The sequence below is a fragment of the Aeromonas sp. 600724 genome, assembly GCF_049175135.1.
Lineage (GTDB): Bacteria > Pseudomonadota > Gammaproteobacteria > Enterobacterales > Aeromonadaceae > Aeromonas > Aeromonas veronii_A.
Genome location: NZ_JAAKUM010000032.1, coordinates 1 through 21,607 on the forward strand (window position 1 = coordinate 1; position 21,607 = coordinate 21,607).

At 60.8% G+C, this 21,607-nt stretch carries 14 protein-coding genes and 1 tRNA gene; 12 read left to right on the top strand and 3 right to left on the bottom strand.

Features of this window, described 5'->3' with window-relative positions; translation table 11 throughout:
• Nucleotide 1: 1 nt before the first annotated feature.
• A tRNA-Gly gene (locus G5168_RS20575) sits at nt 2-77 on the bottom strand.
• Between the two features lie 249 nt (nt 78-326).
• On the opposite strand from G5168_RS20575, the gene G5168_RS20580 reads away from it, so the two are divergent.
• The 11 genes from G5168_RS20580 (at nt 327) to G5168_RS20630 (ending at nt 16,693) form a co-directional block, all read left to right on the top strand.
• The gene (locus G5168_RS20580) at nt 327-3,764 is read left to right on the top strand and encodes an ATP-binding protein (RefSeq protein ID WP_041202730.1); all 3,438 of its coding nucleotides are present in this window, start codon (nt 327-329) and stop codon (nt 3,762-3,764) included.
• 415 nt (nt 3,765-4,179) lie between these two features.
• Complete coding sequence (locus tag G5168_RS20585; RefSeq protein ID WP_005353816.1) at nt 4,180-5,865, top strand: ABC transporter substrate-binding protein; 1,686 nt, start codon at nt 4,180-4,182, stop codon at nt 5,863-5,865.
• A gap of 118 nt (nt 5,866-5,983) precedes the next feature.
• Entirely contained in the window at nt 5,984-6,967 is a 984-nt protein-coding gene (locus G5168_RS20590) for an ABC transporter permease (protein WP_005334871.1), read from the top strand.
• 46 nt (nt 6,968-7,013) lie between these two features.
• Nucleotides 7,014-7,934, top strand: coding sequence for an ABC transporter permease (locus tag G5168_RS20595; RefSeq protein WP_005353820.1), 921 nt, complete (start codon nt 7,014-7,016; stop codon nt 7,932-7,934).
• The gene (locus G5168_RS20600) at nt 7,931-8,950 is read left to right on the top strand and encodes an ABC transporter ATP-binding protein (RefSeq protein ID WP_005334876.1); all 1,020 of its coding nucleotides are present in this window, start codon (nt 7,931-7,933) and stop codon (nt 8,948-8,950) included. The genes G5168_RS20595 and G5168_RS20600 overlap by 4 nt, the downstream gene beginning before the upstream one ends.
• 11 nt (nt 8,951-8,961) lie before the next feature.
• A complete protein-coding gene (locus tag G5168_RS20605) occupies nt 8,962-9,954 on the top strand; it encodes an ABC transporter ATP-binding protein (protein ID WP_421252659.1) in 993 nt (330 codons plus the stop codon).
• Nucleotides 9,955-10,068: 114 nt separating this feature from the next.
• A complete protein-coding gene (locus tag G5168_RS20610; RefSeq protein WP_421252660.1) occupies nt 10,069-11,790 on the top strand; it encodes a glycoside hydrolase family 9 protein in 1,722 nt (573 codons plus the stop codon).
• The gene (locus G5168_RS20615; protein ID WP_421250027.1) at nt 11,783-12,655 is read left to right on the top strand and encodes a BadF/BadG/BcrA/BcrD ATPase family protein; all 873 of its coding nucleotides are present in this window, start codon (nt 11,783-11,785) and stop codon (nt 12,653-12,655) included. The genes G5168_RS20610 and G5168_RS20615 overlap by 8 nt, the downstream gene beginning before the upstream one ends.
• Entirely contained in the window at nt 12,640-14,505 is a 1,866-nt protein-coding gene (locus G5168_RS20620) for a beta-N-acetylhexosaminidase (protein ID WP_421252661.1), read from the top strand. Before G5168_RS20615 ends, G5168_RS20620 begins: the two co-directional genes overlap by 16 nt.
• A gap of 211 nt (nt 14,506-14,716) precedes the next feature.
• Complete coding sequence (locus tag G5168_RS20625; protein WP_421252662.1) at nt 14,717-16,270, top strand: methyl-accepting chemotaxis protein; 1,554 nt, start codon at nt 14,717-14,719, stop codon at nt 16,268-16,270.
• 66 nt (nt 16,271-16,336) lie between these two features.
• The gene (locus tag G5168_RS20630) at nt 16,337-16,693 is read left to right on the top strand and encodes an MGMT family protein (RefSeq protein ID WP_019446729.1); all 357 of its coding nucleotides are present in this window, start codon (nt 16,337-16,339) and stop codon (nt 16,691-16,693) included.
• A 16-nt stretch (nt 16,694-16,709) separates the two neighbouring features.
• Here the strand turns inward: G5168_RS20630 and G5168_RS20635 are convergent, their stop codons facing one another.
• Both G5168_RS20635 and topA read right to left on the bottom strand, forming a co-directional pair.
• Nucleotides 16,710-16,874, bottom strand: coding sequence for a hypothetical protein (locus G5168_RS20635; RefSeq protein WP_005334891.1), 165 nt, complete (start codon nt 16,872-16,874; stop codon nt 16,710-16,712).
• A gap of 111 nt (nt 16,875-16,985) precedes the next feature.
• On the bottom strand, nt 16,986-19,607 hold the full coding sequence (gene topA, locus G5168_RS20640) for a type I DNA topoisomerase (protein ID WP_421252663.1): 2,622 nt from the start codon (nt 19,605-19,607) through the stop codon (nt 16,986-16,988).
• Nucleotides 19,608-19,951: 344 nt separating this feature from the next.
• On the opposite strand from topA, the gene astB reads away from it, so the two are divergent.
• Nucleotides 19,952-21,289, top strand: a complete 1,338-nt coding sequence (astB, locus tag G5168_RS20645) for an N-succinylarginine dihydrolase (protein ID WP_421252664.1) — start codon at nt 19,952-19,954, stop codon at nt 21,287-21,289.
• Nucleotides 21,290-21,607 lie beyond the last annotated feature (318 nt).

Here is a 21,607-nt window from a genome sequence, read left to right on the forward strand (position 1 = left end):
TTGGAGCGGGAAACGAGACTCGAACTCGCGACCCCGACCTTGGCAAGGTCGTGCTCTACCAACTGAGCTATTCCCGCGTTACTGCTTTCGTGCCAGTTGCCTGACAACGAGGCGCATTATACGTACCACGAGCGCCAGCACAACCCCTTTTTCGCAATTTAAGCCCTGATGCAAACTGTTTGCTCAGGGTTTAAACGCCTTGCTGCATTTTTCTCCAGCCAGCTGTGACCCACCAAGCGAATTTGGGATAAAGTCGTTGAAATGATTACGCTTTCGTTCGAGACTTGAGCGGCTTAATAACCGGATTCTCAATTGAAAATCACAAGATGAAATGGATCTTCACGCTTCGTGGGCTCAGGCCGCAGTTAATGCTGGCTTTTTTCATGTTGGGCATGGTGCCCTTTTTGGTCATCACCCTCTTCTTCCTATACAGCCACGGCAAGGATCTCACCACCCAGACCTCCAACCATCTGGTCTCCGTCCGTAATATCAAGAAGAGTCAGCTCGAGGATTACTTCAACAACCTCAAAGAGCAGATCATCAACTTCTCCCAGCAGGATTTTGCCGGCAACAGTATCGGCCGTTTCTATGGCTTTACCGGCGCCTTCGAGAAGTTGGGCACCACACCGCAGGAGGCCCGCAGCCGTGCTCAGGCCCGCTATCTGCCCGGCTCCTGGGATCAACTGCGCAAACCGGACAGTCAGGTGGAGATCGAACCCTCCATCACGGCACTTATCCTCGCCGACGAGATGTATGGCCGGGTGCACCAGCGCTTTCATCGCGGCTATGCCGACATGGTGCGCAAGTCCAACTACAGCGACATCTTTCTGGTGGACCTCAACGGTGATGTGGTCTATTCGGTCACCAAGCACCCTAACTTTGCCACCAATCTGCTCTCCGGACCTTATCAGGGCAGTGGCTTGGGCCAGACCTTCGCCAAGATCAAACGCCGCCTCGATGGCGGCCAGAAACCGCAGCAGATCTTCGAGTTCACCGATTTTGGCCGCAACGAGCTGACCGGGCAGGTGGTCGCCTACATGGCGGCACCCGTGATGCAGTACGACTATGTGCGCGGTGTGGTGATTTTCGAGCTGCTGCCGGACAAGCTCAACCAGATCATGGCGGAGCGGGAGGGGCTGGGCGAGACCGGCGAGACCATCCTCATCGGCCCTGACAAGCGGATGCGCGCCGATGCCTGGCTGGCACCGGAGTTCAGCGTCGAGAACAGCTTCAGCCCCAACTTCCGTCCACTGCAAACGCCCCTCATCACCAAGACGCTCTCCGGCGAGCAGGGGGTCGGGCTGTTCCACTCCTATCAGGATGACGAGGTGCTGGCCGCCTACACCCAGGTGAAGGTGTTCGACACCGAGTGGGCCTTTATCGCCGAGATCTCAACCCGGGAAGCCTATGCCCCGATCCGCCAGCTGGAAACTCTGGTGATTGTGCTGGGGGCTGGCTCGGTACTGCTGCTGATCCTCTTCTCCCGCTGGCTCTCCCACTCCATCACGGCGCCGCTGCGATCCCTGACCGAAGCGGCCGAGCAGGTGGCCGACGGTGCGCTGGATCACCCCATCGCCATCGAGCGCACCGGCGATGATATCGACCGGCTGGCCGAGGCGTTTCGCCATATGCAGCGCTCGGTGAAGGACAAGATCGAACTCATCGAGCAGCAGACCCAGGAGCTGCAACAGCAGGTCAAGCTGACCCACAAGCAGAACCTCAGCCTGCAGCAGGCGGACAAGCTCAAGGATGAACTGCTGGCCAACACCTCCCACGAGCTGCGTACCCCCATTCACGGCATCAAGGGGATGGCCGAGTCCATGCTTGCCAGCCAGCAGGATTTGACCGAAGGGCAGCAAAAACAGCTCGGCCTCATCATCAAGAGCGCCGACGGCCTGGCCCGTCTGGTTGACGATCTGCTGGACTACCACCAGATGCGCTACGGCCAGCTGGAGATCCACTCACAACCCGTCTCATCAAAAGGGGTGATCCGGCTGGTGCTGGATCTCTGCCAGCATCTTGTGCAGGCCAAACCCCTCACTCTGGTGGATATCAGCCCGGCCGAACTGCCGCCGGTGCTGGCCGACGAGCAGCGGCTCGAACAGGTGCTCTACAACCTGGTGGGTAACGCCATCAAGTACACGCCGCAGGGCAAGGTGGTGCTCAGTGCCATCGTCGAGAACAACTTCCTGCGCATCAAGGTCACCGACACCGGCATCGGCATTGCCCCCGATCATCTGGAACACATCTTCGAGCCGCTGGTGCAGATGAGCCCGGAGGTAAGCAAGCAGGGGGCCGGCCTTGGTCTCTCCATCACCCGCCAGCTGGTGCACCTGATGGGGGGCGAGCTGTTTGTCGAGAGCGAGCCGAGCGTTGGCTCTACCTTCGCCTTTACCCTGCCCCTTGCCACCGGCAAAGCGGCCAATCTGACTCTCGACAGCCGCCAGATCGAGCATCAGCTGGTGCGCCAGCAACCGCTGATCCTGCCGGACTGGGAGAGCGACGATCTGCCCCCTCCCCCCGAGGATGCGCCGCTCATTCTGGTGGTGGATGACGAGCCCATCAACCTGCACATCCTGCGCCATCTGTTGCAACCCTGCGGCTACCGCATCCTGCCCAGCAGTGACGGCCACGATGCGCTGGCCAAGTTGGCTGAGGAGCCGGTGGACCTCATCCTGCTCGATGTGATGATGCCGACCCTTTCCGGTTTTGACGTCTGCCGCCGCCTGCGCCAGCAGCACCCGAAAGATATGCTGCCGGTGCTGCTGCTCACCGCCCTTAACCAACCCAAGGATATCGAGGAGGGCTTCGGGGCCGGAGCCAACGACTATCTGGTCAAACCCTTCTGCAAGGAAGAGCTGTTTGCCCGGGTCAAGGCGCTGCTGGAAGCCAAGGCCGGACGCGCCTCGCTGGTAGAGAACCGGCTATTGAAGCAGGAGATCGAACATCGCCTCACCCTGCAGGATCGACTGCATCAGGATCAGCAGCGCCTGCTGGCCCTGCTCGGCGAAGGGGCCGACCCCATGATCTTTATCGACGAGCAGGGCACAGTGCTGTTTGCCTCCCGGGTGATGGCACGCCTGCTGGGTCAGGAGCCGGAAGCCATGGAGGGGCAGCCCCTCAATGAGTGGCTCGCCACCCCGCTGCAACAGCAGTGGCCCGACCTTGCCAGCGAACGGGAACACAATCTGGAATTTCTGGTGGCCGGGCAAAAAGATGTACTCAACGCCCGTGCCCTGCCCATCGCGCTCGGAGGACAGGCCGCTTTCGCCCTCACTCTGAGTACCGAGCTGCGTCAGGATGAGAACCGGGTAATGGCGCTGGAGAACGCCCTCAAGAACCTCTCGCGGCAAGCTATCATCGAAGATGAACAGCTGCTGGGCGAGCTGAGCCGCCTGGGTGGCGAGTTCCGTTCGCTGGCCGACGACCTCATTCGCCAGCAGGATGACGAGCCGCTGCGCCGGGCGCTGGTAGAGACCATGCAGCTAACCCTGGATGCCTGGCAGCAGGGGACCGGCAAGGGCAAAATCGTGCTGGCAGAGAAGAGCAAGCTGTGGCGGGTCTATATGGACAGATCCAGCCCACAGACCCGCACCCTCGACAAATACCTGAGTCTGGACACCCTCCCCAAGTCACCACGCTGGAAGACGGTGGTGGCCACCACCGAGTATGTGCTGGGCCACTGCCCGCTCAATGACCACCAGCGCCAGCAGTTGCAGCACAGCGCACAGACCCTGCGTCAACTCGCCAACCGCAAACCGTGACACGGCGCCCTAAACGGGCGCCGGATCACAATTGGCAATCTGGTTTCTTTTTATGCAAAACAAAGCCCCGCACAACCCCGAAACCGAGAGCAGATCCAATTCACAAATTTGTCATATACGCCATTTTCACAGCCACTTTTTACGCGAGAGCAAATAACGCAAATTAATGATTTTAAACAAATAAAAAATCATTTTGACGAGATTGACGTAACACCGTCAATTTTTACGAAAACAACGAAATCAATAGTTGTTGTTTTCCTGTTAATTCTGGTTTGCTTAGGGCGTTGGAAAACAGAACGACAAAGGTTAGACACCTGACCAACACAGAGGGCCGATTTCATCAGCATGCGAAACCGGTGCTCACACAAAACAAGGCGAACCCTCGGGAATGCCAAAAAATAAGAAAGGAAAACATATGCTTGCCAAAGTATCCAAAATCTCTACCGCTGTAATGCTGGGAACCATGATGCTTGCCGGTGCCGCCGGTAACGCCATGGCCGCAGAAAACAAAACCGTGCTGACCATGGTCGCACAGCAGGAAACCGCCTGGGTCAAGAACTTCAACCCCTTCCTGCAAGCGGGCTTGCTGCACACCACCCGTCACTTCATCTATGAACCGCTGGTGATCTTCAACGATATGCAAGGGGGCAAACCCGTCTATCGTCTGGCCACCAACTATGCGTTCAGCGATGACCTGAAATCCGTCACCTTCGATCTGCGTGACGGCGTGAAGTGGTCTGACGGCGAAGCCTTTGATGCCGATGACATCATCTTCTCCTTTAATCTGGTCAAGGCCAACAAGGCGCTGGATGAGCGCTCAATCTGGACCCAGATCAAGAGCGTCGAGAAGCTGGCCCCCAACAAGGTCAAATTCGACCTGACCGAGGTCAACACCAACGTGGTGAATGATCTGGTGCTGGTACCCATAGTGCCGGAGCATCAGTGGAAATCGGTGAAAGATCCGGTTGCCTTCACCAACGACAAGCCGGTTGGTACTGGCCCCTTCACCGAAGTGGACAACTTCTCCGCCCAGCTCTACACCCAGTGCCGCAACCCGCACTATTGGGATAACGCCAACCTCGCTATCGACTGTATCCGCATGCCGCAGATGGCCACCAACGACCAGGTGCTGGCGGCTGTCATGAAGGGTGACATCGACTGGTTCGGCTCCTTCGTGCCGGATATCGAACGCCTCTACGTCGGCAACGATCCGAAGAACAACAAATACTGGTTCCCGGCCTCCGGTACCGTGGCGTTCAACGTCAACTTCCAGACCAAGAACCCGGGCAATAACGAAGCCTTCAACGACATCAACTTCCGCCGCGCCTTCTCCATGGCGATGGACCGCCAGTCCATGGTGGATATCGCGGGCTACGGCTACCCCACCGTCAACGAGTACCCGTCAGGTCTGGGCAAAGCCTTTGACTCCTGGAACAACCCGGAAGTGGACAAGAAGTACGGCAAGTACAACAAGTTCGATCTGGAAGGGGCCAAGGCCCTGCTGAAAGAGGCAGGCTACAAGGATTGTGACGGCGACAAGTTCCTCGACACCCCGAGCTGCAAAAAGATCGAGTTCAAGGTACTGGTACCGAACGGCTGGACCGACTGGGTCAACACAGTTCAGATTGGTGTAGAAGGGCTGCAGGCGCTGGGCCTGAACGCCAAGACCGCCACCCCGGAAGCAACCGTCTGGACCGAGAACCTGATCACCGGTGACTTCGATGTCGCCCTGCAGGGTTACTTTGCCGGTGCCAACCCGCACAAGTACTTCGAGACCGCGTTCCACTCCCGCAACATGGGCGACCGTGGCAACCGCTTCGCCGCGCCCCGTTACAAGGACCCCGAGCTCGACAAGCTGATCGATGACTTCACCCAGACCGCCGATGCGGCCAAGCAGAAGGAGATCATGTTCGCCATCCAGGATCGTGTTGGTGCCAACCAGACCATCATTCCGGTCTTCAACAACCCGACCTGGTATGAGTACAGCACCAAGCGCTTCAACGGCTGGTTCAGTGCTGATAACCCGGTAGCCAAACCTCAGCTCCACCCGGACACCCCTGAGCGTCTGCTGCACGTGTTGTCCCTCAAGCCAAACAGCTAAACAATCCCGGCCCCCTGCAGGGGGCCATCTTCCCCGTTAACCCCTTTCTTGCCCGGCACCGCCGGGGTTGGGGTAGCTATACCCGACGCGGGGCAGACTTGCAGTAAAAGGTACTATCATGGGATTCATACTGAGACGCTTTTCCTTCTATCTGGTTGCCTTTCTGGTAGCCGCCACCATCAACTTCCTGTTACCCCGTGCCATGCCAGGGGATCCTGTCTCCGTGATGTTTGCCCGCGCTGGCGCCATGATGGAACCCGCCGCCCTGGAAGCCCTCAAAGCCACCTTCGGCTTTGTCGACGGCCCCATCGGCACCCAGTTTCTCACCTATGTGAAGAGTGTCTTCACCTGGGATCTCGGCACCTCGGTGCGCTTCTACCCGCAGCAGGTCTCTGACGTGCTGGGCCGTGCCATCGGCTGGACCCTGTTTCTGGTCGGCACCTCCACCATCCTGAGCTTCTCCCTCGGTTCCATCGTCGGCATCTTCGCCGCCTGGTATCGCGGCGGCCGGATGGACAGCATTCTCTCCCCGCTCACCCTGGTGATGCAGGCCATTCCGCCGGTGGTGGTCTCCCTGCTCGCCCTGTTCCTGTTCGGGGTCAGCCTCGAGTGGCTGCCCATCGGCTACGCCTACAGCCCGGAGATCAAGGCTGACTGGGGCTGGGAGCACATCAAGAGCATCATGACTCACGCCATCATGCCGGTGCTGACCCTGGCCGTGGTACAGGTGGGGGGCTTTCTTATCACCATGCGCAACAACATGATCAACCTGCTGGGCGAGGATTACATCACCATGGCCAAGGCCAAGGGGCTCTCCAGCAACCGGGTGATCTTCAACTACGGCGCCCGCAACGCCATTCTGCCCAGCGTCACCGCCCTCTCCATGGCGCTCGGCTTCGTTATCGGTGGCTCCCTCATCACCGAAGTTATCTTCAACTATCCCGGCCTGGGCCTGACCCTTTATCAGGGCATTCTGGCCCGCGACTACCCGCTCATTCAGGGGCAGCTGCTCATCATGACCATCACCATGCTCAGCTTCAACTTCCTGGCCGACGTGCTCTACGTCTTCCTGGATCCCCGTCTGCGTACAGGAGGCAAATAAGATGCGTATGCCGACCATGCTCAAAATTCTGTTACCGGACAACAAGATGCGTATGCCCACAATCCTCAAAATCCTGCTGGGCAACAAGAAGGCTGCCTGTGGCCTCGCCATCGTGGTTGCCTTCGTACTGATGGCCCTCTTTGCCCCCATTCTGGCCAGCAACGAGCCGACCAAACGGGTGGCTCGCCCGCACCAGCCGCCCAGTGCCGAGTTCGTGATGGGTTCAACCCGCATGGGCCACGACATCTGGGCCCAGTTCACCAACGGCGCCCGTATTTCGCTGCTGGTGGGCTTCAGCGCAGGCCTGCTGGTCTGCACCCTGGCCGTCGCCATCGGCATCACCGCCGGTTACTTCGGCGGTCTGGTGGATGAGTGCCTCACCTTCCTGATGAACGTGGTGCTGGTGATCCCCAACCTCCCCTTGCTACTGGTGCTGGCGAGCTTTATCGGGGAGGCGTCACCGGCGGTGATTGCCGTGATAATAGGGTTGACCTCGTGGGCCTATGGCGCGCGGGTCATCCGTGCCCAGACCCTGGCCCTGCGCGAGAAGGAGTTCGTCATCGCCGCCGAAGTGTTGGGCGAGCCGGCCTGGCGCATCATTCTGGTGGAGATCCTGCCCAACCTCATCTCCATCATCGGGGTGAGCTTCATCGGCTCCATCATCTACGCCATCGTCACCGAAGCGACCCTGGAGTTCCTGGGGCTTGGCGACCCGACCGTGGTGAGCTGGGGCATCATGCTCTACAACGCCCAGACCTCCAGTGCCATTCTGGTCGGCGCCTGGTGGGAGATCCTGGCCCCCTGCTTCGCCATCGCCACCCTGGGTGCCGGTCTGGCTCTGCTCAACTTCGCCATCGACGAGATTGCCAACCCGCAGCTGCGCTCCCACAAAGGGTTGAGCCGCTGGAAGAAACTTGCCACACCGGTCGCAACACCACTCTCTGCCGCACAGGAGAAGACAGCATGAACAAGCATCCCCTGCTGTCAGTACGCAATCTTTGCGTCGACTACATCACCGAAAATGGCGACGTGCGCGCCGTCAACTCGGTGAGCTTCGATATCAGACAAGGCGAGATCTTCGGTCTCGCCGGTGAGTCGGGCTGCGGCAAATCCACCGTCGCCTTCTCGGTGGCCCGGCTGCACAAGCCGCCCGCCTACATCAGTGGTGGCGAGATCCTGTTCAAGGGGGAGAACATCCTCCATTACAACGACGAGCGGCTGCGCTCCTACCGCTGGCAACAGGTGTCGGTAGTGTTCCAGTCCGCCATGAACGCCCTGAACCCAGTGCTGCGGATGGAGGAGCAGTTCTGCGACGTGCTGCTGGCCCACAACCCCGGCATGACCCGTTACGAGGCGATCAAGCGCGCCCAGGAGCTGCTCACCATAGTCGATATTCACCCGAGCCGGCTCAAGGACTACCCGCACCAGTTTTCCGGCGGCATGCGCCAGCGGCTGGTGATTGCCATCGCCATGGCGCTCAACCCCGAGCTGCTCATCATGGATGAGCCGACCACGGCGCTCGATGTGGTGGTACAGCGGGAGATCCTGCAGAAGGTCTATGCCCTGAAAGAGAAGTTCAACTTCTCCATTCTGTTCATCACCCACGACCTCTCCCTGATGGTGGAGTTCTGCGATCGCATCGGCATCATGTATGCCGGTGAGCTGGTGGAGGTGGCTCCTTCCAAGGCGATCCTGACCGCGCCGCTGCACCCCTATACCAGAGGGCTCGGCAACTCCTTCCCGCCCCTGCACGGGCCGAAGAAGGTACTGGAGGGGATCCCGGGCACACCGCTCAACCTGCTGGAGGTGCCGGTCGGCTGCCGCTTTCAGGCCCGCTGCGGCAAGGTGCACGATCGCTGCCGTCAGGAGTACACCAGATTGGCCGAGATCCGCCCCGGGCAACAGACCGCCTGCCACCTCTATGAGGAGCAGGGACTGCAACAAGATTCCGTGATCTATCTGGACAAGGCCGCTGGCTGTTAAGGATGTCTGTCATGCAAATCGCCAAAACCGATGCACCCATCATCGAAGTCCAGCACCTCTACAAGGACTTCCCCATCAACTCCAATGCCATCAAGAGTGGCAAGATGCGGGCGCTCTCCGACATCACCTTCAACCTGCACCGGGGCCGCGCCCTGGCGGTGGTCGGGGAGTCGGGCTCCGGCAAGAGCACCATCGCCAAGATCATCGCCAAGATGTACAAGCTCAGTGCCGGGCGCATTCTCTATCGCGGCCACGATCTGGAGGAGTTCAACAAGGGCACCGCCCTGCTCGACTATCGCCAGAGCGTGCAGATGGTGTGGCAAGATCCGTTCGGTTCGCTCAACCCGACCCACACCATCTATCACCACATCGCCCGTCCCCTGCTGCTGCACAGCAAGGTGATCGACAAGAAAGAGCTGCCCGACATGGTCTACGCCCTGCTGGAAAAGGTCGGCCTGACCCCCGCCAAGGCGACGGCGGCCAAGTATCCGCACCAGCTCTCCGGCGGCCAGCGCCAGCGGGTCAACATCGCCCGCAATCTGGCGGTGGAGGCGGAAGTGGTGCTGGCGGACGAGCCGACTTCCATGCTCGACGTCTCCATTCGCATCGGCATCCTCAACCTGATGGAGCAGATGAAGAAAGAGCTCGGCGTCTCCATGCTCTACATCACCCACGACATCGCCACCGCCCGCTATGTGGCGGAAGATCTGGCGGTGATGTATGTGGGGCACATGGTGGAGTGGGGCGAGGTGGACGAAATCCTGCACCACCCGCAGCACCCCTACACCCAGCTGCTCATCTCGGCGGTGCCAGACCCCGAGAAGAGCATCCACGCCGAGCTGGAGGGAGGCCGCAAGGGGGAGATCCCGCTCTGGACGCCGGAGTCCTGCGGTTGCCCCTTTGCCGGGCGCTGCAATCAGGCGATGCCCCGCTGCAAGGAGGCGCTGCCCCCCATCACCAAGCTTGCCGACAACCACTTCGTGCGCTGCTACCTCTACGAGTGAGGGTGAGCCTTGAACCGGCCGGACAGCAGTGTCCGGCCATGCCTCGATACGGGGCGGCCATAGCCCCGTGATGTGCCTCACCGCCCGGCGGTGAACCACAGGAGTAATACCTTGATGGAACTCTTGATCAATCAGGTGGGCTACGAGTGCGACGGACACAAGGTCGCCCTGTTGCAAACCTCCCCCGCCCCTGATCTCGGCGGCTATGTCAGGCTGCAACGCCTCGACGATGGCCAGATCCTGTTTGAAACCCCGCTGCAACCGGCTGGCAGCGTCCCTGGCTGGCAAGGCCGCGCTTACTGGCGTGCCGACTTCTCCGCCTTCAAGGAGCCCGGCCACTATCGGCTGGAGGCGATCACCGCCCAAGGCATAGTCCGCTCCACCCGTTTTGCCATCGGCCAGGATCTGCTGGCCAGCCGCTGTCTCTCCGATGTCATCCACTACTTCAAGGGCCAGCGCGCCAGCGGCACCTTCGATCGGGCCGACCGCAACGCCCGCCTGTTTGGCACCGACCAGCACAAAGATGTGCACGGCGGCTGGTTCGATGCCAGCGGCGACATGAGCAAGTACCTGAGCCACCTCTCCTACGCCAACTACCTCAACCCCCAGCAGACCCCCATGGTGGTGTGGGCCCTGCTCAAGTGCCGGGAACTGCTGGCCCCGCGCCGCGATATCGACGGGGTGAACCTCTGCAAACGGCTCAATGACGAGGCGCTGCACGGCGCCGATTTCCTCTGCCGGATGCAGGATGAGTCGGGCTTCTTCTACATGACCCTGTTCGACAAGTGGAGCAAGGATCCTGCCCAGCGCGAGCTGTGCGCCTATGCCACCCAGCAGGGGATCAAATCCGCCAACTGGCAGGCGGGTTTTCGCCAAGGGGGCGGCATGGCCATCGCCGCGCTGGCCCGCGCCGCCCGCGAGAGCGTCAGTGGCGACTTCGATGCCAGCCGCTACGCCGAGGCGGCCAAACGCGGCTACCTGCATCTGCGTGAACACAACCTCTCCTATCTGGATGACGGGGTCGAAAACATCATCGACGACTACTGCGCCCTGCTGGCAGCGGTAGAGCTGACCCGCACCCTCGGCAGCGAGTGGCTCAATGAGGCGAGAGCCCGTGCCAGCAAGCTCTGTGCCCGCCAGCGCCCTCATCCTGAGCTGGGTCACTACTGGTCGGCCAACGAGGATGGCTCGCGCCCCTACTATCACGCCACCGAGGCGGGCCTGCCGGTGCTGGCGCTGCTGGAATATCTGGGCGTAGAGCCGGATCAGGAATACAAGGCTAGGGTACAAACCGTGGTGGAGCAGGCGCTGGCCGCCGAGCTGGCGCTCTGTGCCCGCGCGGGCAACCCCTTCTCCCTCGCCCGCCAATATGTGAAAGGGGTGGATGAAGCGCCGCGCGTCAGCTTCTTTATGCCCCACCACAACGAGTCCGGTTACTGGTGGCAGGGGGAGAACGCCCGCCTCGCATCGCTGGCGACCATGGCCTTTGCTGGCGCCCGCCACTTCCCCCGCCAGAGCCAGCCGCTCATCACTTACGGTCAGCGCCAACTCGACTGGATCCTCGGGCAAAACCCCTTCAACGCCTGCATGCTGGCGGGCCACGGCATCAACAACCCCGCCTATACCGCCGGGTATCCCAATGCGCAGGGGGGCATCTGCAACGGCATCACCGCCGGATTCGATGACGAAAATGAGGTGGCCTTTATTCCGGAGGAGTACAAGGATCGGCTGGATCAGAACTGGCGCTGGGGCGAGCAGTGGATCCCCCACGCCGCCTGGTTTGCCCTGGCCATCACCTGGCTGAATGCGCAGGGAAATGGAGGTCGCCATGATTGAGTTCTGGGTCGGTGTCGATGGCGGGGGCACCCACACACGCGCCCGCATTCGGGATCGGGCGGGCAAGCTGCTCGGAGAGGGGCGCTCGGCAGGATCCAATCTGGAGCTGGGCATCCCCCATGCCCACGCCAATGTGCTGGCTGCCATCGCCAGCGCCCGCCTTGCCGCCGGGATCGCTATCGAGAGTGAACAGCAGATGGGGGTCGGGCTGGCGCTCGCCTCCGCCGAGCTGGCCGACTGCTATCACGCCCTGCTAGAGATGCCCTTCCCCTTCGCCAGCGTCAGGCTCACCTCTGATGCCTTCGGTGCCTGCCTCGGCGCCTTTGGCGGCCGTGAGGGGGCCATTCTGATCGCCGGTACCGGCTCGGTGGGGCTGGTCTATCAGGAGGGGCAGATCCGCACCTGTTCCGGCCGCGGCTTCCCCATTTCAGACATAGGCAGCGGCGCCTGGCTGGGGCTGCGCGCCATCCAGCAATCCCTGCTCTGCCACGACGGCATTCTGCCCCCCAGCACCCTCGCCATCCGCTTGATGGATCGCTTCAAGCGGGATCAGGCCGAGGTGGTACGCTGGGCCGCCCGCGCCATTCCGGCGGACTATGGCCACTTTGCCCCCTGGGTATTTGATGCAGCCAGCGATGGCGACGAGCTCGCCAATCAGCTGCTGGACGAAACCTGCGAGCAGCTGCAGATCCTGCTGGAGGGGATGACCCAGCTCGGTGCCAGACAGATCGCCCTGCTGGGGGGGATTGGCACCCGCCTCGCTCCCCGTCTCGGCCAGCTCAACCTGATCCCCCCCCAGGCAGATGCGCTCGATGGCGCCATCCTGTTTGCCCAATCAGAGGATTTTCCATGTCTACACCCCTGATCCACACCCAGGTCGCCCGACGTGACGGCGAGGATGTCTGGTTCACTTTCACCCTCTCCCGCATGCCTGATACCAAGTGGAAGCTGCACTTCTGTCTGGCTCGCCATATCGACCCCGACTCCTTGCAAGGGGGCGAGCTGGAGCGCCAGAGCGGCAGCTACAAGGTGATTGTCCCGAACGCTGGCAGCTGCGAGCTGCGCTTTTGCTGCCGCCAGACCCCCATCAAGAAGCTCTCCGACATGCCGCAGGGCTTTTTCCTCAGCTTGCCGGAGGCGACCACAGGTGCCCAGCTGCTGCCGGTGACACTGGCCGCTCAGGATCTTGGACTGGAAAACCCGCCGTTAGCCCGCCCCGACCTGCCGGATGTCGAGCCTCTGCCCGGTATAGTGCCGCAACCGGCCCATCTGGTACTGCTGGAGGGGAACTTCCGGCTGGCCGAGCGGGCTCATGTCAGCGCCCCTCACGATGTGCCGAAGCTGCTGGCCCACTTCAACGAGCTGACGTCGCTGGCACTGGAGCAGGATCACGACGCTGAAATCCGGCTGACCGAGGCCAAACTGGCACCCGAAGCCTACCAACTCACCATCACGCCGCAGGAGGTGGTGATTGCCGCCGCCGACGAAGCGGGCTGGCGTCATGGGCTGGTCACGCTGGCTCAGTGGTATCTGCAACATGGGGAGAGCCTGCCCTGCATCACGCTGGAGGATGCCCCGCGCTTTGGCTTTCGCGGCATTTTTCTCGATTGCGCCCGCCACTTCCACACTCCGGCCACCATCAAGCGCCTGCTCAAGCTGATGAGCCTCTACAAGTTCAACCGCTTCCACTGGCATCTGACCGATGACGAGGGGTGGCGACTCGAGATAAAGACCTTCCCGGAGCTGACCGACGTGGGTGCCTGGCGCGGCCACGATCTGGCGATCGGCCCCCAGCTCAGCGGCGGCGCCGAACCCTATGGCGGCTACTACACCCAGAGCGAGGTGAAGGAGCTGGTGAGCTATGCCGGTGAGCTCGGCATCACCGTCATTCCCGAGATCGACATTCCGGGCCACTGCCACGCTGCCATCAAGGCGCTGCCCGAGTTGCTGATCGAAACGGCGGATCACTCCCGCTACCGCTCGGTTCAGCATTTCGATGACAACGTGCTCAACCCCGCCCTGCCCGGCACCTACCGCTTCCTGGAGGCGGTGCTGGACGAGGTGTGCGAACTCTTCCCCGGCCCGCAGATCCACATGGGGGGTGACGAGGTGCCGACCGGGGTCTGGACCGACAGCCCCGCCTGCCAGCAGCTGATGGTCGAGCAGGGCTACGCCGATTGCCGCGAGCTGCAGGGCCATCTGCTGCGCCACTGCCAGCGCTATCTGGCCGCCAGAGGCAAACAGATGATCGGCTGGGAGGAGATCCTGCACGGCGACAAGGTGAGCCGCAAAGCGGCCATCTGTGCCTGGACCAGCTTTCAGGCGGGGCTGGATGCTGCCGCGGCCGGTTATCCGGTGGTGATGGCTCCCGCCCAGTTCCTCTATCTCGATCTCGCCTGGAGCGCCGATATTCATGAACCCGGCCTCTACTGGGCGGGAACCCTCAATCTGGAGCAGGTCTATGCTTGCGATCCTGCGCCAGCCGATTTCCATGCCAACGATAACATCCTCGGGGTACTGAGCCCCTTGTGGTCAGAATTGATCACCAGCCGCGATCGTCTCGACTACATGTTGTTCCCGCGCATGCTGGCCACGGCCGAGGTGGCCTGGAGCGAGCCCGCCCACAAGGGCTGGGAGCACTTCGCCGCCCGCCTGCCGGGCCAGCTGCAGATCCTCGACCAACTGCAGGTGCGCTACCGGATGCCACAGAGGTAATGTTGTCTCTACTTTGGCGGCCAATTGGCCGCCTTTTTTACAATTAGCCAACAAAATCTCACAACCCCCTACCATTCATCCGCCATTATTGGCAAAATTCAGCCCCCAATGAAGCTGGTCCGCCTCCTGCTGGCGCGAGCCTGCGGCCACCTCCAGATCTGCCACAATAACAACGACAACATTATCAACAAGAACATCGGAGCGTATTCCTATGACCCGCAGAGACGTCCATACCCTGGACAGCGAAGTGGAGTTTCCTGCCGACGTACAACTGGTCTCCACCACAGACCTGCGCGGGGTGATCACCTACGCCAACCCGGCCTTTTGCGACATCGCAGGCTACACGGTCGATGAACTGGTGGGACACAACCACAATCTGGTACGCCACCCCGACATGCCCAAGGCCGCCTTCGCCGATCTCTGGGCCCGCCTCAAGGAGGGCAAACCCTGGCGCGGCATCGTCAAAAATCGCTGCAAGGATGGTCGTTACTACTGGGTAGATGCCTACGTCACCCCCATCTACGAGGGGAACAGGATCAGCGGCTACCAGTCGGTACGCTGCAAGCCCGAGCCCCAATTCAAGCGCATCGCCGCTCAGACCTACCAAGCCCTGCTCAAGGCCGAGCGCGGCAACAGCAGCAACCTTCCCTCTCTTGCCAGAGTGCGCACCCCGGCCATTACCCTGTTGCTGCTCGGCATAATGGGCTGGGCCTTCGCCAGCCAAGGGGCCATGACCGCCCTGCTGATGCTGCTGCCCCTGTTGCTCATCGGCGGAGCCTACTGGCGCGAGCTCTTCGCCTTGCCCCACTATCTGCAGCAACTGGGCCGCGAATATGACAGTCTGACCCGGCTGGTCTACTCCGGTGACAATCCCGGCGCCATTGCCGATTTTCATATCAAGATGCTGCAGGCCCGCATCCGAACCGTGTTGGGGCGGATCAATGATGCCACGGCACCTCTGCAAACCCTGGCCATCAATCTGAAGCAGGCCTCTCATCAAGCCTGTCTCGATATCAACGAGCAAGATGCCCAGACCCAGCAGATGGCTACGGCTATGACTCAGATGGCCAACACAGCTCACGAGATCGCCCGCAACATTCAGGACTCCAACGGTCAGGTCAACGAAGCTCGCAATCGTTGTGAACAAACCAACCAGCAGTTGAACCAGACCGAACAACAGATCGAACAGCTCGCCAAACAGGCAGAGCTGGCGTTCAACTCGGCGGTAGAGCTCGCCAGCGAATCCGAACGGATTGGCAGTGTGATGGGCGAGATCCAGGGCATCGCCGAGCAGACTAACCTGCTGGCCCTCAACGCTGCCATCGAAGCGGCTCGCGCCGGGGAGCAGGGCCGTGGTTTTGCAGTGGTGGCCGACGAGGTGCGAACTCTATCGACCCGCACCCACAAGGCGACCGAGCAGATCCAGGGCAGCATCAAGCAGATCCAGCACACGCTGGGACGTTGGAAGGGGATGATGCAGGAGAACCTGCAACAGACCCGCGCATGTGCCGAGATGACCCGCCAGGGCGCCAGCAGCCTCCATACCGTGCTGGCAGAGATAGAGCTGGTCACCGAACACTCCACTCAGATCGCCACCGCTGCTGAGCAGCAACAAGCGGTCGTGGAGGAGATCAGCCGCAGCATCCACCAGATCTCCGAGTACTCCCACGCCAACAGTCAGAAGATGCTGGATGTCGATCACTCAAGTCAGGCTCTGCTGGAACGGGCCAAGCAACTGAAGGGGCTTAGCCAGACCTTCGGCTGAATCATTGCCAGCCCCATGACAGAAGCGCCACAATGGCGCTTCTGTTGTTTTTGACGAATCGGGTCTATGAGCATTGAACCAAGTCCATCCCCATTGAACAAAACTGCCCGTATCGAAGCGATCATCGCCTTGATCCCGGCAGGCCGGGTGGTCAGTTACGGTCAGGTGGCCGATCTGGCGGGGCTGCCCGGACGGGCAAGACTGGTAGGCAAGGTGCTGCGGGAAACCGACAAGGTACTGCCGTGGCATCGGGTATTGGGCGCGGCGGGCACCATCTCGTTACCGAAAGGGTCGCCAGGCTTTGCCGAACAGACGGGACGCCTGCAGCAAGAAGGGGTCGTGGTGATCGGTGGGCGGGTCAGAATGAAGGAGTGGCAATGGCAGCCCGATCTGGCCGAGCTGCTTTTTCTACTGCCGTTTTGAGGGGATCACAGCCGGATCACTCCAGCGGCGCCAGGATCTCGTCGCTGCGCACCTGCACCGGTATGGTCTCATCCGCTCGCTGCAGCAGCACCAGCAGGCTCTGCCGGTCAACCTCCAGCACATAGGCCGCACCTTCACGGGTCATGCAGCTCATGCCTGGCCGGATCTCGTTAATCTCCATCTCAACCTCCTTGTCTACTTCGCGATTGACGACAGCTGCACTCCTTGCAGCTGGTACTCAGTATATGCTGCTCAACAAGCAAAGAGGCCCCTTGTCGGGGCCTCTTTCTCATCAGGCTTTCTTCGCCTTTGGCAAACTCTCTTGCCAGGTACCGTTATCGTAGTGAGCGGTCCAGCCGGTCGCCTTGCCGTTGACCTCGGTCATTACGTACTGCTCCTTGGTCTTGCGACTGAAGCGCACGATGGCCGGATTGCCATCCGGATCGGTGAGCGGGGCTCCCGCCAGATACTTGTGCTTGGCCGAGATGCGATCCTTGAAGCGCTTGAGCTCTTCCACCAGCGGCGCGCGGGTCTCGCGCGATTTGGGGAAGTTGCTGGCCGCCAGGAACAGACCGGCAGCCCCGTCGCGCAGCACGAAGTGGGCGTCGGACTGGGTGCACTTGAGCTCGGGCAGCGGTACCGGATCCTCTTTCGGCGGCGCGATGTCACCGTTTTTCAGGATCTTGCGGGTGTTCTTGCAAGTCTCGTTGGTACAGCCCATGTACTTGCCGAAACGGCCGTTCTTGAGCTGCATCTCGCTGCCACAGCGGTCACACTCGATGCTCGGCCCTTCGTAGCCCTTGAGCTTGAACTGACCTTTTTCAATTTCGTAGCCATCGCAATCGGGGTTGCGACCACAGACGTGCAGCTTGCGGCTGTCGTCGATGATGTAGGCATCCATCGCGGTGCCGCACACGCCACAGCGGTGCTTGGCACGCAGCGCTTCGGTTTCCGCCTCTTCGCCATCAGTGGCGGAGACAAACTCGTCGGCAGAGACCAGGTTGATGGTCTTCTTGCAGCGCTCTTTCGGCGGCAGGGCATAACCGGAGCAACCGAGGAAGACACCAGTGGTGGCGGTACGGATACCCATCTTGCGGCCGCAATCAGGGCAATCGATATCGGTCAGCACCATCTGGTTGGCACGCATGCCCCCCTCTTCCGGCGCCTTGTCCGCTTTCTCCAGCTCCTGGGTAAACTCGGCATAGAAGGCATCCAGCACCTTCTTCCACTCCAGGCTCCCCTCGGCGATGCCATCGAGCTTGTCTTCCATCTTGGCGGTGAACTCGTAGTTCATCAGCTCGACGAAGTTCTCAACCAGACGGTCGGTGACAATCTCACCCATCTTCTCGGCGAAGAAACGGCGACTATCGACCCGCACATACCCACGATCGACGATGGTGGAGATGATGGAGGCGTAGGTAGACGGACGACCGATGCCGCGTTTTTCCAGCTCGCGCACCAGCGCCGCTTCGGTGAAGCGTGCGGGCGGCTTGGTGAAGTGCTGGCGCGGATCCAGTTTGACCAGTTTCAGAACCTCGCCGACAGTCACTGCCGGCAGCTGGCTGTCTTCGCCCTTGCGGCCCATCGGCGGCAACGCCTTGGTCCAACCGGCGAAGCGCAGGGTACGGCCACGGGCCTTGAGCTCGAACTCGCCCGCCTTGACGGTCAGGGTGGAGGAGTCGTACTGAGCCGGGGTCATCTGGCAGGCCACGAACTGACGCCAGATGAGGTCGTACAGGCGCATCGCATCCGGTTCCATCCCTTCCAGCATCTCGGCAGTCACCAGCACACTGGAGGGGCGGATCGCCTCGTGAGCCTCCTGGGCATTGGCCTTGGCGCCATACAGATTCGGCTCGGCCGGCAGGTAGGCTGCGCCATACTGCTCGCCGATATATTCCCGCACCGCGTCCACCGCCTCTTTGCTGAGGTTGGTCGAGTCGGTACGCATATAGGTGATGTAACCCGCTTCATAGAGACGCTGGGCCATCATCATGGTCTTCTTGACCCCGAAGCTCAGACGAGTAGAGGCCGCCTGCTGCAGAGTGGAGGTGATGAAGGGCGCGGACGGCTTGGAGCCGGTCGGCTTGTCTTCCCGGTTCACTACCTTGTAGTCGACCCCTTCCAGCGCTGCGACGGCGGCAAAGGTCTCGGCCTGGGTGACCGGCTTGAAGTCGGCGCCGTTGCGGCTGACCACTTCCATCCGCAGATCAGCCTTGTCACCAGTCAGCAGGTCAGCGTTGAGATCCCAGAACTCGACCGGCACGAACGCCTTGATTTCGCGCTCTTTATCGACGATCAGACGCACCGCGACGGACTGTACCCGACCGGCAGAGAGGCCGCGAGCCAGCTTTTTCCACAGCAGCGGAGAGACCATGTAACCTACGACACGGTCGAGGAAACGACGGGCCTGCTGGGCGTTGACGCGGTCAATGTTGAGCTCGGAGGGCTGGGCAAACGCCTCCTTGATGGCGGTCTTGGTGATCTCGTTGAACACCACGCGCTTGTAGCGGCTCTCGTCGCCACCGATGATCTCGCGCAGGTGCCAGGCGATCGCTTCCCCTTCTCTATCCAAGTCGGTTGCGAGATAGATGGTGTCTGCCTTCTCGGCCAGACTCTGCAACTCGCTGACCACCTTCTCCTTGCCGGGCAAAATCTGGTAGTTGGCCTGCCAGCCCGCAGTCGGGTTGATCCCCATCCGGGCAAACAGGGCTTTGCGCTCCTTGGCTGCCTTTTCGGTTTCGCTCAACTTGATGCCGCGAATGACGGGTTTCTTGGGCTCGGTGCTGGCGCTGCCGCTGGTGGGCAGATCGCGAACATGACCCACGCTGGATTTCACCACGTAGTCCTTGCCCAGATATTTGTTGATGGTCTTGGCCTTGGCCGGAGACTCCACTATGACCAGTGATTTGCCCATGCTGTAACTATTATCCTCATTGCACCCGACGGGGTTGGTGTGCGGTTTTGTGGGGCTGTATAAGAGATTTGACGGGAAAAAGCAATCTTGTGACTCAATTTGCCTGACCAGCCCCTACCGCGCTGCTTCTTTATTTATTAATGCGAAGGGTCAGCGTCGGGTGCAACCGCTTTTTCATTTTTCTGCCATACGGCCCCTCTTTTTATATCTGAAACGACATAAAAACGTCTGCTGGTTACCGGCTTGTTACAAAAACATAAAATCTCTTTATAATGGCCCCACCCCGACGCATTGTGCGCGGAAGGAATCCGCTACCCATCATAAAAATCGAAAGGATGTACTCAATGAAGCACTTCGAGGTCAATTTCGACGGACTGGTCGGCCCGACCCACAACTACGCCGGTCTCTCCTACGGCAACGTCGCCTCCCAGAACAACGCCCAGGAAGCCTCCAACCCGAAAGAGGCGGCCAAGCAGGGGCTACGCAAGATGAAGGCGCTGACCGAGCTCGGCATGACCCAGGGGGTACTGGCGCCACAAGAGCGCCCTGACCTTGCCACCCTGCGCCGCCTCGGCTTTACCGGCAGCGATGCCCGGGTGCTGGAACAGGCCGCCAAACAGGCTCCTGCCGTACTGGCCGCCTGCTATTCGGCCTCCAGCATGTGGACTGCCAACGCCGCCACCGTCTCCCCGAGTGCCGATACTCAGGATGGTCGCATTCACTTCACCCCAGCCAACCTGACCAACAAGTTTCACCGCTCGCTCGAGCCGGATGTCACTGGCCGGATCCTGCGCGCCGTGTTCAATAACGAACGCCACTTCAGCCACCACCTCCATCTGCCGGAGAACGATCACTTCGGCGACGAGGGGGCGGCCAACCACACCCGCCTCTGCCGCGCCTATGGCGAAGCGGGGGTCGAGCTGTTCGTCTATGGCCGCAGCGCATTTGATCTCTCCCGCCCGGCACCGAAGCGCTATCCGGCCCGCCAGACTCTGGAGGCGAGTCAGGCCATCGCCCGCCTGCATGGTCTTGATGAGGAGAGCGTGGTCTTTATCCAGCAAAATCCGGAGGTGATCGATCAGGGGGTATTCCACAACGACGTGATCGCGGTGGGTAACCAGAACGTGCTCTTCTTCCACCAGCAGGCATTTCTCAACACCGAGCAGGCGCTGGCCGAGGTGCAGACCAAGTTTGGCGAAGGGGAGCTGCACTTTATCGAGGTACCGACCGCCGAGGTATCGGTGCTGGATGCGGTGAAGTCCTATCTGTTCAACACCCAGATCCTCACCCTGCCGAGCGGCGAGATGGCCATCATCGCCCCCACCGAGTGCCGCGACAATCCGGCGGTGTCGGCGTACCTGAACAAGCTGCTGACCATGAACACGCCTATCAAGGCCGTTCATTATATGGACGTGAAGCAGAGCATGCGCAATGGAGGCGGCCCGGCCTGCCTGCGGCTGCGGGTTGCCATGAACGATCAGGAGCTCGCTGCGGTCAATCCAGCCTGCCTTATCAACGACAGCCAGTTTGCCCGCCTCGATGGCTGGGTGGATCGCCACTACCGCGACCGCCTGACCCTCGACGATCTGCGGGATCCGGCACTGGTGCAGGAGTCCCGCAGCGCACTGGACGAGCTGACCCAGATCCTGAAACTGGGTTCTGTCTACCCGTTCCAGCGCTAGATGTGATGCCCGGGAAGACCGCCGACACAGGCGGTCTTCTGCTATCAGCCTCATCTTCAGCGCGATCGCCAGCTTGCACGGATGCTGTTTTGTGCAGAAAAGCAGCACACAACTTGCTGATAAGCTTGAATTTTGAGCTGAATGTATCAAAAAATCGACGAACAGTCATTTTTTACTGCCAGATGCCTAATCAAGGGGTTCACAAAGCCTCTGGATCTGATAGTATGCGCCTCGCACTTGGGGAGGGGTTCCCGAGCGGCCAAAGGGATCAGACTGTAAATCTGACGGCTCTGCCTTCGAAGGTTCGAATCCTTCTCC